This window comes from Pseudomonas sp. ERMR1:02 (genome assembly GCF_002277815.1).
In the GTDB taxonomy this organism is placed as follows: domain Bacteria; phylum Pseudomonadota; class Gammaproteobacteria; order Pseudomonadales; family Pseudomonadaceae; genus Aquipseudomonas.
In genome coordinates this window covers 173587-187795 of record NZ_NKJI01000002.1, presented here as the reverse complement: position 1 = coordinate 187795, position 14209 = coordinate 173587, and the positions used below count along the sequence as shown (strand labels likewise).

Below are 14209 nucleotides of genomic sequence, written 5' to 3'. Positions count from 1 at the left end.
AGCATTTTCGGGTCATCAGTTTTTATCGTCTTGCTCGTCTTCCCCGAGGATAAAAACCTGCCTAATCAGAAAATTAGCGCTCAGTCCTACGCCCAGGAAACCCAGAGACAACTCCTACAAACTGATGCGCTTTCGCTGACAGCCATTTCAACGACATCTGATTAAAGTCCGCTACCTGTAATTTGTGACAGGTTCCAAGGTGCAAGAATCGCGATATAAGAAAACTGTGCTTTCAGCACTGTACAGGTGCCTGAAGGCCGGTCGCGCGAACCACGCCATCAAGATGTAGGAAGATTCTGCCGCGCCCACGCCGTCAATGATGATGAATGGGAGATTCGCTTATGTATCGCTCAACAACTGCTTCAGTTCGATCATCGCCAGCTCCGGTCAATTTCCAGCCTCAGCCACCTCCACAACCTGAAGCCATCTTGCTAACGGCCAGGGAAAAAGAAGTTTTGAAATGGGGTGTAGCCGGAAAGTCGTCCTGGGAAATCGCACAGATCTGCGCCTGCAGCGAGGCTGGCGTGAATTACCACTTTAGCAATATCCGCCGAAAGTTTGGCGTGAGATCGCGCTGGGCCGCCATGGCCAAGGCGCTGGAACAAGGCTTGATTCAATCTTCGTGAATCAACCTCTCTTCAGCGGTCAGCGTGCCATTGACCCTTGTCGAGATTTTTCATGAAGCTGGAACACACGCCTCGATCCATACGGTTTCAACCCTGCCTCGACAATGCCTGTGAAGATACACCCGTATCGCACAGGCATCGTCTTAACCAGCCGCTGCGCATCATCCTGGCCGACGACCACCCTGTGGTGCTGATGGGGGTCGAAACGGCCTTGCGTGCGTCTGGCGAATCCGCATTCTCCATTGTCGCTCTGGCTACCAATGCCGATGAACTCATCGCTCATCTGGAGTGCACACCTTGTGACCTGGTGATCAGCGATTACTCGATGCCCTACGGTCGATTTCCTGATGGCCTGGCGCTGATGGGGTACTTGAGGCGTCACTTCGCACATGTTCCGCTGATCGTGATGACGATGTTGCGCAATCCTTCCTTGCTGCAAGCGCTGCTTAACGCTGGTGTCAGCGGCCTGTTCGACAAGCGAAGTCCGTTGAGTGAACTTAAACGGGCGGTAAACAGTGTGACCAGAGGTCGACGACACCTTTGCCCTACCTTCGCCGGGATTCTGGATGCCCAAAGCCTGTATTCCTGCGGCGATGACGGACCTTCGGTGAGTCTTTCAGAGCGGGAGCTGGAGGTGGTGCGATTGTTTGTTCAGGGACTGTCTGGCCGGCAGATTGCTGCGCAGTTGAACCGAAGTGAAAAAACCATCAGCAGACAAAAAAGAACCGCCATGGACAAGTTGGGACTTGGCCATGACGGTGGGTTGGTGGAGTTTGCTCGGGTTAGTGGGTTGAACTCATAACCCATTGAAATGTAGATAATTAGTCAAGAAGTTCCCGCCGAGCGGGAACGACCAAGGCGCTAAAATGCTCCTACTGTTAGCGGCGACTATTACCTGACCTTCTATCGGCGCTTCTAATGGCGGCTATTTTCTCATCTCTTGCTTTCGCTTTTTGAGCTGGCGTTAATTGTTGTGACGTAGGTTTAGATCTTGAAGAGGACGCGGGGCTTGGTGATTTTTTAAACGTAAAGACGTCCGCCCCAGCAGCCAAGCTAGAGCTATCGCTGTCAGATCCAAGGTCATTGAATCTCACCTGTTCCTCAGAGTATCGACTAGGAAATTTTTTGCTTTGTTCTGCCCATGCCGTTGTCGGAGAATTACTGTGCGCAAAAGCCGGTGTAGCTGGCTGTGGCTTTGGTCCAGTCTTTGACGAACCATTGGAAACAGGAATTAAACTTCCGACTAAATCATCAGACTGCTTCAACCCACGACCTGTTGCTTTACTGACCTCGCCGGCAGTTGTCTGAACAGCATTCGCTCCCGAAGATACGCGAGTCGCTGACATGGCTGCGAATTCGGCCTTGTTTGCCGCCTTGGCCTCCCTGATAAAGCTCAAAGGCTTAACCTTCGCAGGATTGACCATATGCCCCGTGTCATCCTTCCATTTAATTGGATTCCCCAATACATACACATACGCATTCAGCCCCCCTCCCCAAACGGACTCCAACTCGCACCATCCGGACTATGAAACCGCATCAACTGAGCATTGAACATCCGATAACCCTTGCCTAAAAAATAGTGCCCGGGTAACGAATCCCTTAGTTCTCCGTTGTGGCCGAGATGGGACTCTCCTCCGTCATCGTATCCGTAAGCTGAATAGGCGATCCCTTTGCGTTTTTGCTCGCTGACTTCCGACAACACACTGTTCTTGTCGTCAGGGGCCAACATCATGACTTTGGGCCCACACCTGCCTGGCGCTCTGCGAGCACAACACCGTTCGCTTGCACAAATGTGCTGCGCTCTGCGCCCTGATGAAGCGTATGGATTTTATCGTCCTGATAAAAACGCAGTTGATCGCCTCCACCTGCATTCTGACTGGCAAGGGCATCCAACGAATCATAGCCATAGGTTTTCGTCGCCGCTCCGCCTGTCGGCTCGCTAACACTGATCAACCGGCCAAGGTCGTCATAACCAAGGCTGCGTCCTTCCTCATCGCACAGCAAGTTGCCATCGGCGTTGTACGTCAGGTTGATTACGCTCGGATAGTCAGGATGATTGTTGGTCACCGCTGTCAACTGCGCCGGATCGTTGGGATTGTCGTAGGTATAGTTCGCACGGTTACGGTCACCAGGGAAATAGGTGTCGGCCCGCACAATATTATCCACCTCATCGAAGAAAAACAGTTGCATCTCTATCTCATTGCCATAGGGATCCAACGGCGGTTGTTTTCCCTTGCACTCATATTCTTCCAGACGTGAACGGACGTCATATTTATAGGTCTGGTCGCGCAAGATGGTTCCAGCTTCCGTCAAGGTGCTCTGGACCATCCCATCGACTACGTTGTAGATCTGGTTCAGCTGTTGAATCACCCCACCGCCAAAATCAAACTCCCGCACCATTTCGCGGCCATGATCATCGTAGGTCAGTTTGGTTGTGAGAGTCTGCGTACCATCCGTGGTTTCGATGCGATCGATTTCACCCTGGGCGTTGTAGTAAAACCTGGCGCTGGTAGTGCCCAGCGTCGTACTTTGCAACTGCCCGCTGGATTTGTCGTAGTTGTAAATCTGAGGCTGATTGAGCACATCGACGTACGTCAACAGACGTGCCTGCCGGCTGTAGTCGTAGAACATCTTGAATGTCTGACCGGCATGTTCCCGTGTTTCGCTCTTAATCTCCCCGTTGTGTGATAGTCACGAGATAGCTTGATCCCGCTTTCTTCGCTGCTTTGCAAGCGGGCATTTTTCTTATCGTACTCATAGGTTGAGGCAATTGCGGAAGTTGTGCGACTCAATGGTTCTTCACTCAAGTTCGGCTCGTACACATATTCAACTTTTACCCCTGTTGGCCTGATGACCTTGCATGGCTGAGTCTCTCCCTGTTTGAAACTGTAGGTAGTTACGCGACCGCCGGTGATCGATTGGGTCATGCGATCAATGCCATCGAACATCTGTTCCCCCAACTCCTTCACATTGCCGTTGGCATGTACGCCAATCCAGACAGGTAGTTCTTCTCTGGAATGCGAAACATAACGGCGCTCTACTACTGCGTTGTCGGGCAACGTGGTCTTGAGCATCCTGTCAAAGGGGTCGTATCCATAGGCTGTCTTGTGCATCAGCGCATCGAACTCATGGGCGGTGCGTCCCAGTCCGTCGTAGTGGAAGTTGTGTTCACTGTACGGCGTTGCCTGAGGATCGCTTGGGTCGTCACCCAGGTTGAAACGCTTGATGCTATCGGGCTTGTCGAACAGGTTGTTCTGGGTGACGGACTTGGCCAGGCCGTCGATCCAGGTGGTGACCGTCTGTTTGATCGGGTTGGTGACCTCGTGCTCCTCGACCCCGTCGGGGCGGATCAGGCTGCGCTGCTGGCCCCAGTCGTCATAGAAGTACCGGCTGACCAGCACCAGGTCGTCGGCGGCTTTGGCGCTGCACCAGTCGAGTTCGGTTTCTTCTTTCAGTTGCCCCAATCCGTCATAACTGGCCCGGTAGGTATCCCGAATTCATCGGCCTTGGCGCCACTCTGGTGGTCCTTGTCTTGCCGTTGCTCGCGGATTGCCCGGTTCAGGCCGTCGAACAGGGTTTTGGTTTGGACGCCTTTGACGTCGGTTACCACCTGGCTGGCCTGGCCATCGGGGCCGTTGCTCAGGAAGTAGCGATAACTGCGGGTCGCCTCGTAATTGATGTTGTTGGGGGCGACGGTTTCGCTGGTCACCCGCAGCAAAGCATCGTAGGTAGTACGAATTTCCACGTCGTTGTCGTCGCGGGCCAGCAGGGTTTCGCCGTGCAGCAGCGAGTGTTCCTCGATCACCACCTTTTGCGTGTGCGTGCCGTTGACCCCGTGATCGTAGCCAGTCAGGGTTTGGGTGGTTTGCAGGACGGTTTCACCGGTATAGGTGCCGATGAGCGTTTTATAAGCGTAGTCGGTGGTGGTGGTCAGGCTATTGAGGGTGATGGCCTGTTGTTGACGTCGACCGTGCAACAGCGGATTGGTCGGGACGTTGAAGGTGGCATAGGCGCTGAGTTGCAGTTGTATTTCCTGCGTGCCCTTGACCTCGTACAGGGTCTCGTCGGTCAGCACCAGCCAGTTGCTGCTGGCGTCTTGAGGCGTGCCCTTGAGCGGCGGCATCAAGGCAAAGCGGTTGCGCGTGCGCAGTACCGGGGCGCCGGCTTCACGGCCGGGGGCCGGGGTCACGGTTTTCTGCCGCAGGTTGCGCACAAACCCTTGCGGGTCGGCCGGGCATTCGCCGGGGGTGCCGAGTAGCGGGAAATACTCGAACTGCTCCTTGATGCCATTGGCCTGGACCTGCTCGGTCAGGTTGCCATGGGTATCGTGGCTGGTGAGCACCGTTTGTGAGTGTGGCGGTGTCGAGTTGTCGACCAGGCTCCAGCGGGTTTCAACGCTGCGCGGCAACTGGCATTGGGGAGGCTGGCTGGAGAATGATTTGTCGAGGTCGTCATCGGCGTAGTAGTGCGTGAGGACCTGCTGCACGTTATTGCCCTGGGTGGTTTTTTCTTCGCTGATCAGGTGGAAGCGATTGAAGGTGCGTTCGATAAAACGAACCTCCGCGCCAGCAACGAAATGCCGTTCGGTGGTGCCGTACTGGTAGCGAGAAGTGACCTGGTAGAGGTTGTCTAACCCTCTATCATCCCAGGTGATCGGCGCGTTGTTGCCCAGAAAGTTGTTGCTGCTGCCCGGCAAGTCGCGGGTGTTGTAGTCGTAGCGCACCTCCAGACTGGGTTGGCCGAAGCGCGGGTCAATGATGTGCTTCCAGACCCTGGGCAGCGGTGGGCGAGCGTTGCCCGGATAATCATGACCGTCACCGTCGTATTCGATGGTTTCGTGGCCACCCACCGGTGTCTTGACCTCGGTGATGCACAGCAGGCCGTTGACGGTCTGATAGGTGAACTGCCACTTATCCTGGTCATCGGTGGGCAAAATCACTTCGAAGACTTCATCGCCCGATCCGCTGTTGCGTAGTTTCATCTCGAAGCGCGCCAAGGCACCGCCCGGCGTGCCGTCAGGGCGCAGCAGGATCTCGACAGCTTGAGCGGGCCGATTGATTTCCAGCAACGTGACGCCCTGGCCATCAGTTACGGTGTGCAGCCGGCGCTGACCGTTATTGAACGGCAGATAGGTGAAGCTGACCTTGAAGCCTTCGGCGCTGTAGAGGGTTTCCGGCAACGCCAGGTTGCCTTCGAGCCGCAGCATCTCGATGACGCCCGAGCTATGCACCACCGATAGAGGGTCGGTTCATCTTGGTACAGGTGAAAGCTCTGGATTTTTTGCTCGGCCATCTGCAGGCGACTGCCGGTGCTGCCAGTGACCTTGAAGGTTTCACCGTTGAACAGTGAGATGACTTGTTTGTCGGTGTCGAATTGAGACAACCGCAACTCCCAGCCCAGGCCAAACCGAGATCGTCTTGATTGAGCGGGTTGAAACTCAGGTTCATTGGCACAACCGGGCCGCTGAGGCCATTGGCCTTGATCTCGGGCAGTGACAGGTTGACGGTATATTGCCCGGTGCGCGGGTCAACACCGGACTGCTGGAAACTGAGAAAGTTGAAGGCATTGGAATGCACGGCAGTTTTGGCGGCCATGGGATATACCTCAAGAGGGGAATTAGCTATTGGTCAAACAAGTGCGTGTGCGCGGCACTTTAAATACCGCGCACAACGTCCAGGCCTGGATCAATTAAGGACGGTCAGTTCGAGCTTGTCTCGACTGTCAGGACGGAAGTTAACTGACAGACGATGTAAATTGCCCTCAAGATCCAGCAAATTTGCCACCATCGATTTATCGGTCAATACATATAGATCAGTTGCAGTTGAACGACGTAGATTCTGGATACGACACAAATTAAGAAGCAATTCACCCGAGACCGGATTTTGACCGTTTTCCAGAACCCGTTTCAGTACCGGTGTCGCTCTTTTTTCAAGAATATCGTCATAACGGATAACTCGATTTTCTGGCTTTCCTTCATCGCCAGGCGCAAAAACGCCAAAGTTGAAACCGGTGAAGGTGCACATAGTCTCGTTGTCGTAAGTACTTTCCCACTTCAAAATAGATTGATGATCTTCAAAATCGCATCGAGTAAACAACAACGGGGTACCTTTTCCCGCTCATAGCGCACCAGCCAATAACAAATGGTATCTAGAAAATATTCAAAATCATCCTCTCCCTCTGGCAGCGGTGGCCATCCCGGTCCCGTCGGCCTGCCCTCTCCGCCCGCTCCACCGCCTGCAACACGCTTGCCACTGAAGATATAGTCGCCCCTCACCTTGACCGGAATTGCCACGGGTGTCAGCGTTATCAAGCCTTGATCTTCCGTGTTGTTCTCGCCCGGATGCTTGTCTGAATAAAACTGGCCTTTGTCACCGTCCCCGATAAAACTTGCGACATAACGCGCGATGGACGGTGTATCGGTAGGGTTCGCCCCCCTGCAATGCACATAGATCAACTTGTCTGTCACGAGCAGATCGTTGCCAGGTGAGGACTGCTCGGGTGCAATGACCTGAGTCTGCGCCGTGACCCTGAATCGATTCTGCTGCCAATTAGTCGCCCAACGCGTTTTACTGCCGAATTCAATACCGTCCTGCCCTTTGTTGATAAAGGGAATTTCGCCTCGATCTGCCCTATCGACCAATCTCAAGGTGGCTTCCTCATCGCCGGTCAAGGGGTGAACCTTTCCATTCACTGCGGCAGTCTCGACTTCAATCCTGACCACCTGCTGTTGCATGCCGTTGGCGTATGCCTTACCGACCACTTTACTGATGTTGAATTTGCTCAGGTTCTTCCAGGTAGGTTCGGTAATAGCTTTAGTTAGTTGCACAATGCTATAGCCGTAGGAGTCAACTTCCCCATTCGAATCCAGCAGTTCACATACGACAACCGCATTAGGATCACGGAACACTGATGGCCCCGTATAGAGCCCACTTGGCGACACGGTCCCTTCACCCAGAACACTCCAGCGACGCTTGAGTTCCGGTTTTCTATCGTGCTCTTTCAACTGAACGGTTGCCGAGCGATTGAGGCCTTGCGTAAATCCTGGAGTGATATTGAAATCCTGGACGAACTTGAGCAGCACGACTGAGGCGTTGACACTTTCACCCGTCGTAGTGTTCTTGGCTTCAATTATTTGCACCACTACATCCTGCGCCAATGGTTTTTCGGGTGGCGTATAGATAGCAGTGCTGCCATTGGCGACCAACGAGCCGTGTAACGGCGGGCTCCATGACAACTCAGCGTTGCCCAACGTCGATGCAACGAAAGTAATCGGCTGCTGCCCACCGCGCAACAGACACGGCACGACCGAAGGGGAAATGGCCATAGGCTCTGCTGTCACCAGCAGTGAAGCACTGACATTGTGAATAACGCCAGTCGAGGGGTCGGTGTATGTAGCTGTTACCACATTACGTACCGTCTCTTTGCCCGCCTGATCACTGGCCACTGGCGTATACAACCCTGTGGCCGGTCCTATTTCACCCACAGACTCATGGGTATTGAGGCTGCGAACGCTCCAGGACGCACTGACTGCCTTCCCGTCCCGGAGGGCCCGATACTGAAAGGGTTTGCTGCCGGCTTGCAGGCTATGCATCGCAGGCTCGATAGTCATCGCCGTACGGGACGGATCGATATTGCCAAAAATCGCCAGTTCGAGAGGTTTATCCCGATCCAACTCTTGAAAAACGCTCCGGTCTTCCGGAAACAACAAACTTTGCATTAGTGCGAGTTGATCATCCGTTGCGTCTGCGTACTTTTCAGAAATAAACAATGCTGCCGAATATTTGTCACCCTGGGGGCCCTGATCATCCGGAAGCAGATAAATAATGGAGGCAGGCATACCACCGCCAAACTCACTGGCTCGGACCTGGATAAAAATCACGACCGCCCCGTCACGATAAGTGGAAGACATCACATCATTCCCACCGGGGGCCGCCTGGGTCCTGACTTCGAATCGCTTGGGTGTCATCGGATTGTTGCCGTTGCGATTAAACATCCCCAATACGAACACGCGCCGATGAGGTGGCAGTTCATCGAAACGTTGCTGGAAGTAGTTACCAAGTGCCACGCGAGCTGGTTTCGCTCCGGCCAGGTTACATTCGATATTCGTACCCCGACTCAAATCAAAAAAAACTCGTCCGAGGTTATCGACTTCACCGGTCATTACTGCAAGATCAACCTTGACCGTCACCGTAAAACCGTGCTCCTCACGGATGGTATAGTTGTACAAAACCGATGTTAGCGCACTCGCGATAGCGAAAGCCGTACATGTACCCGAAATAATGGGGAGCGTAAGTGTCGCGACTGAGTCAGTGAAACTCGCTGTTTCGAATGACAATACTGGTGGGCCTAAAACGATATCCTGCAGATCAACATACTCTGTTTTTTGCTCGGTAGTGTAAGCCCGACCGTTAATGGGCGGCATATATCTGGAGCCGTCATTATTGGCTACCCACTGTTGAAATAATATCCTGTTAAGGCGAGTGCGATTCATTATTGAGATGGCGGCCCAATCATTAAGAATCGCCCCCTTCTTCATTTCATTTAAAATATAGGCGCGCGAGTTGCCAGCCATGATGATTCTCCAAAAGCAGCGTATTAGAGGTAGCGTATTGAACGTTAATCATCCAGTTCCCAGTTAATCTGAATAAGTGTCAATCGGCCTGTCGGGCAGTTCAACGAGCGGTACCGGTGCAATAATCCAGCCGTCTTTGTCAGTGTAACCACCACTGTCTACTGTACGTGCGGTGATCAGTGCATACCGGTCTGGTCCGGCCGGATCGACTGTAAAATTACCGTCGCTATCAATAGCTCCATTTCCTTCTTCAACTTTCCATATGGCAGTCACTTCTTTATCACGGTTATCCACGGCCTTGAACTTTGCCTTGCCGTTGGGGAGCGACGAATTAGGCATATCCATGGTGACTGTCAACTCAGATGCGAAATGGTTGACTAAGACATGGGCATTTTGGATTTTGCCGGTGGCGAGATTCTTGACTTCAATGCGATCAATCGTAAATGTGCCGTCAATGTTGTTGTCTTTCGGTCCCGGAGTATAAATATTTTTACCATCGGGCCCGCCTTTGAGCGGGATTGTTCCCGTCCCGCGCACAACCTTCCATTCCAGGACGCCTTGACCCAGGGTATTGGCGGACAGCGTTCGAGTTTGAGGGGGCTCGTCGCCAGTGGCAGAGGTAACCTGCACCACCGGATTGGCGGTGATGTCTCGGCGGACAATAGTCACCAGGCCTGAACTGCGGTAATTGGATGCAGGGTCCGTGGCCGTTATCCGGACTCGGGTGAAGGTGCCATGTATTTCGCCGTCGGAGGGCGCTGTATACAGGCCAGTTTCCTTATTGATGCGCCCGATTCCGCCAGTGCTGCCTTGGATGGCTGTTACGCCCCATTCCACTTTTCCAGTGAAGTCTTTAGAAACCTCGAACTGGTAAGTGGCGCTGTGGCCCATCAGGCACTCCTTCGGTTCAATGGTTAAAGGGGCACAGATTTTCCCGAACACAGCAATGTCACCTGGAAAGTGTGCTGTCGTTGCTTTAACAACGCCTCCGTCGATGAATAAAATGCTGTGCAAAAACAGCAGGTTAATTTCATGAATATTATTGAACAGCTGATTAACCGATAAAGAAACTCCCTTCTTCAATTCCGCTATAGCGTGCCCGCTGGAGTCTACAAGGGCCCGATCAACCTCCACTGGCACATCATAAGCAAAGAACATGGATTCAACTTCGAACCCTGTCGAATGGATAATCAAGTTTTTAGAAGCCGGATCAACTCCAGCAACGTAATTCCCTTTTACGGAAAAGCGCGCTTCGACAGTTCCAAAAGACTGTTTCTCAGTCCTTTTATCTATCACTGTGGCCATGGAGAACTTACTATCGTTGCGCTTCCCTCCAACCACTATCTTTATCCACCTTCTGAAGGGTGACTCATAGCAAGGCGAGTATCATCACTAACAACAAAGTAATCTCAATCCCGGTCAACATATAACGATAGTTTTCCGTTTCACCCCGAATTTGATGTATAGACATTGCCCCTTTACCGGGCAATGCATCAACAGCGATAAATCCAGTAACAGGATCTACTGTTTGCTTTAACTCATGCATGCCCGTTCGAAATGCTTTGATTATATTTTGCATAATAACATTTTTGATGACCAGCGAGTGGTCCAGCAACACCGTAACATCCTCCGTATCAGCGCCCTCCTTATCCGCAATAAGGGAGTTCCAATCGTCGCTTGGCGGAGTTCCACCCTCTTCGTCACCGTCCATGCAAACAAACAGCTGCACCGCCCCATTTCCGGAATCGTTAGCTGTTGGCGATGCTACCCCATTCGCGGTAATAGTCCGCAACTTGAACGATTTTGGCTTAAGGTATTGTTTGTCGATATAGGCAATTTTCCCAAGATGATACAGCCTTTTTTCTTTGTCGGCTTCTCTGTAATATTGTTTGAAGAACGCACCACCGATTTTGCACTCGTGCTCCGTATTGGCAAATGTTAGTTGCCACGATGCTGCTTTGGCTTCCTCGCCGCCTAAATCTAGAACAACTTCCCCGGTGTGCTGGCCTACTAGACCAACTGTTTTTGAAAGCGCGACGTTTTTCGCAATAAACTTCGGATGATTGAGGGGATCTAGATACTTCAAGGCATTCACGCGCTTGTGGCCGCTCGTATTGTCGATTGAGACTTGGATTCCGCCCACTACCGCCATTGTCATATTGACTTCGCCACCGGGCCTTGTGGAACTATCTTCAAATGACAGTCGAGGCCTATCGGTGATCCAGTCCATGAGACTTTCCCAGCTGGTGTCGCCCGTGCGTACTACCTCGTTAATCGGTGGCAGGTAATCAGACGTTGTGAATTTCGCAATGTAGTCATCCAACAACAAAGCATTACACTTGCTTTGAGGATAAGAGACTACCGCCCCCCAACCTGCCGTCCTTCGCTTAAGGGCCAACCATTCAAGTATCTCTTTTTTCGAGTTTGCCATGATGCAACTCCTTTCATTAGAAATATTTTAATCCAACTGCCCGGCCGATCAATCGCACAACGACACAATTACCAGATCAATCAAACAACTCACGCACTCAGCGTCACCTCCGGAGAGTTCGCAAAGGCAATATGCGTTCGTCCTTCATCGAAACTGACAGTGACCGTCACCTTCAACTTATTACCTACTCCAACTTGCGTTTGCAGATAGCTCTTGAGCAGCCACGACGATACGTGCGGTGCTTCTGCTTCGGCTTTAGTCACGCGATGATCCTTGAGCAAATAATCTTCCTTGCCGAAAACTTTGATGTTCAAAATTTGCTCTTCAGCTATGTAGGCCCATCTGCCTAACCTGAACTCGGTCCCTTTTGGGTCCGTGACCGAGGCAAGTGAAAGAACACCGCCAGTGCCTTGCGCCTGCATGCATTGAATTGTCGGAAAGCGACTCTGAGGAAAAGGCACGATTTTCAGGAAAAAGGGTTTGGAGTCCTGATAGTTTTCAGGCGGTTCATCGATAGGCACAACCCGGTAGAACACCTTGAGTCGGTCACGTGTATCGACGCCCGCCCCCATGTTCATGGCAATGGCGTTCTTCGGAATATGGAAAGCGCGCCAGTCACCACCGACTGGCACCGTGATCTCGCTACTGCCGGGGGTGCCCGGTTCGCCCCAGTGCAAGCTGATTTTGTCGGAGTCACCGACAACCGCCTCATTGGGCACTCGGGATTGGCTGCCGGTGGTGGTGTCCCCTGCATCCATTGTGCCTTCGTTCGGCTCATCACCTGGTTCCGCGGACATATCGCTGATGACCGCTTGTGGCAGTACCAAGGGTTTGCGTACCAGCAATCTCAGTGGCTCACCGGACAAGACAGTGCCTGCACGTGCGAATTGATAGATCAGTTCCGCACTCTTTCCGTTATTGGCAACCAACCAGGAATAATTCAGGCGCAACGTCAGCGAACCGCTATCGAGCGACGACGGATCGAGTTGAATTGCGTCAAACATGGGTGTGCCACTGCTGACAGTGGTGTACAGCATCAGCATGTCACCGACCCGAGCGTCGGGATGCAACGCAAATCTCAGCGTTGCCCCACCGCGAAAATGTTCAGGATCCAGCGCCCCGCCGCCGTGGTCATCAATGGTCGGTGCAGGCAGTCGCGGCAGGCTCGGAGCAACGATACGCAGGGTTTGCTGTGCCGAAACGCTATCCTCGCCGCCCCCTGCGTATTTGATGAGGTAGGTCAAATCGACCCGACCGTCTTCGATCAGCAAGACTTCGTTTCGGCCAACGAGCCATGTCAGTGGTTTGCCAACATCCGCTTCTTGTACCTCCCGGATGGGATTCAAGGGTCTGGGCCTGCCACCATCGTCGAATCCGCGCCACTGAAGTGTGACTTTGTCGCCCTTTGCCATGGCGGCATAAGGTGGCGCTGAAACCGTAACGCCCACGTCAGGGATCGCGTTTCTGTCAGGATCCAGCTCCGAATTATGGGATTGCTGGATTTGTGGTACGGGCAAGTGTGACGTCAGCGACCGGCGTACACCGACATAAAAAAACAACCGTTTTGATTCCGGACCTGCTGCAGGTTCGCCGGGCTTCTTGACCGAATAAGAAAAAATACGAACCCCAGCTTAAGACTAACAAGCAGCGCGTTGGGAAACGTGATCGGCAACCCCTCAGGTACCAGGGTTTCGTTAATAGGCCAGGCATTGTTCGCGTTATCGCCGGCATCACCTTGTGCCGTACAACCTCGCCAGTTTGGATAAATGAAACCACCTTTGGCCGTTTCAATGCCGGGAAACCAGACATGGGTAATCAAATCAGCAGAGCCCAGTTTCTCAAGATCCAACTCGTTATCGGCGTTCAACGGGACTTTCGGTGCTGGAAAAGCATCTGCGGTCATATCCAGACTCCATCGTTAGTGCTAGGCAGAGGTGTAATGCACTGCCGTTAATTTACTGATGGAAGTGTTTTACGCTCGATTAACGAGCTTGCCTACCTAGCAGAACTGATAGGTTGTCAAGATTCGAAAAGGGTTATGGTTGCCTTCAGGTAAAAAAGCTTAATTAAATCTTTGTTTTTGAGAGGCCGACATGACAAACAAGATAAACCTGCGATATGCAGCCTTTTTCGCATTAGCGTGTGGATTTCTGCAAACGACTTCAGCAGCAGACCCAGAGCCAGGATATATAGATTTATACAGCGACGGATCGCGCAAATGCAGCATCAGAATAGAAGAAGGAAAATATGATATTTTTGACGGTGATAAGGGATGTAAGGTCGAGCCATCTTCGCAGAGCAGCTTCAAATTGGTCAATGTTCGATCGGCCGTCACACTGACCATGAGTTCAAATAAAGGGCAGTCTTTGCCCCAGTAGGCTGCAGGAATTATAACGGATACAAGGCCACGCTAAGAGTCGTAAAAAACAACCTTTCAACCGATGAAATAGCGATGACCCAAGTCATAGAAACCAGCCCGGGCACTGTCGTTGCTCCAGGACTTATATTACAAAACATCTACAACAACAACTCAACCGGATACTTTCAAATCAGATGCCTCGAGATTCGATTTGATTAAAG

At 52.3% G+C, this 14209-nt stretch carries 13 protein-coding genes; 2 read left to right on the top strand and 11 right to left on the bottom strand.

Features of this window, described 5'->3' with window-relative positions:
* Window positions 1-341 precede the first annotated feature (341 nt).
* Window positions 342-626 (top strand): response regulator transcription factor, encoded by a 285-nt coding sequence (locus CES87_RS04480; RefSeq protein WP_128605127.1) that lies wholly within the window; start codon window positions 342-344, stop codon window positions 624-626.
* Window positions 627-678: 52 nt separating this feature from the next.
* A complete protein-coding gene (locus CES87_RS04475; protein ID WP_128605126.1) occupies window positions 679-1428 on the top strand; it encodes a response regulator transcription factor in 750 nt (249 codons plus the stop codon).
* 76 nt (window positions 1429-1504) lie between these two features.
* On the opposite strand, the gene CES87_RS04470 is transcribed toward CES87_RS04475, so the two are convergent.
* From CES87_RS04470 to CES87_RS04420, 11 genes are all read right to left on the bottom strand, one after another.
* Complete coding sequence (locus tag CES87_RS04470; RefSeq protein ID WP_128605125.1) at window positions 1505-2050, bottom strand: hypothetical protein; 546 nt, start codon at window positions 2048-2050, stop codon at window positions 1505-1507.
* A gap of 304 nt (window positions 2051-2354) precedes the next feature.
* Complete coding sequence (locus CES87_RS04465; RefSeq protein ID WP_128605124.1) at window positions 2355-3257, bottom strand: hypothetical protein; 903 nt, start codon at window positions 3255-3257, stop codon at window positions 2355-2357.
* Window positions 3221-4090 carry an RHS repeat domain-containing protein gene (locus CES87_RS04460; protein WP_178081376.1) on the bottom strand — a complete coding sequence of 290 codons (870 nt, stop codon included), beginning with the start codon at window positions 4088-4090 and terminating at the stop codon, window positions 3221-3223. Before CES87_RS04460 ends, CES87_RS04465 begins: the two co-directional genes overlap by 37 nt.
* Entirely contained in the window at window positions 4078-5832 is a 1755-nt protein-coding gene (locus CES87_RS04455) for a hypothetical protein (protein WP_128605122.1), read from the bottom strand. Before CES87_RS04455 ends, CES87_RS04460 begins: the two co-directional genes overlap by 13 nt.
* Before the next feature lie 16 nt (window positions 5833-5848).
* The gene (locus tag CES87_RS04450; RefSeq protein WP_128605121.1) at window positions 5849-6220 is read right to left on the bottom strand and encodes a hypothetical protein; all 372 of its coding nucleotides are present in this window, start codon (window positions 6218-6220) and stop codon (window positions 5849-5851) included.
* Window positions 6221-6310: 90 nt separating this feature from the next.
* Window positions 6311-6649 (bottom strand): hypothetical protein, encoded by a 339-nt coding sequence (locus CES87_RS04445; protein WP_128605120.1) that lies wholly within the window; start codon window positions 6647-6649, stop codon window positions 6311-6313.
* 29 nt (window positions 6650-6678) lie between these two features.
* On the bottom strand, window positions 6679-9198 hold the full coding sequence (locus CES87_RS04440; protein WP_128605119.1) for a hypothetical protein: 2520 nt from the start codon (window positions 9196-9198) through the stop codon (window positions 6679-6681).
* Window positions 9199-9261: 63 nt separating this feature from the next.
* Window positions 9262-10503, bottom strand: a complete 1242-nt coding sequence (locus tag CES87_RS04435) for a hypothetical protein (protein ID WP_128605118.1) — start codon at window positions 10501-10503, stop codon at window positions 9262-9264.
* A gap of 64 nt (window positions 10504-10567) precedes the next feature.
* Complete coding sequence (locus CES87_RS04430) at window positions 10568-11629, bottom strand: hypothetical protein (RefSeq protein WP_128605117.1); 1062 nt, start codon at window positions 11627-11629, stop codon at window positions 10568-10570.
* An 89-nt stretch (window positions 11630-11718) separates the two neighbouring features.
* Complete coding sequence (locus tag CES87_RS04425) at window positions 11719-13146, bottom strand: hypothetical protein (protein ID WP_128605116.1); 1428 nt, start codon at window positions 13144-13146, stop codon at window positions 11719-11721.
* An 8-nt stretch (window positions 13147-13154) separates the two neighbouring features.
* On the bottom strand, window positions 13155-13532 hold the full coding sequence (locus tag CES87_RS04420) for a hypothetical protein (protein ID WP_128605115.1): 378 nt from the start codon (window positions 13530-13532) through the stop codon (window positions 13155-13157).
* Window positions 13533-14209 lie beyond the last annotated feature (677 nt).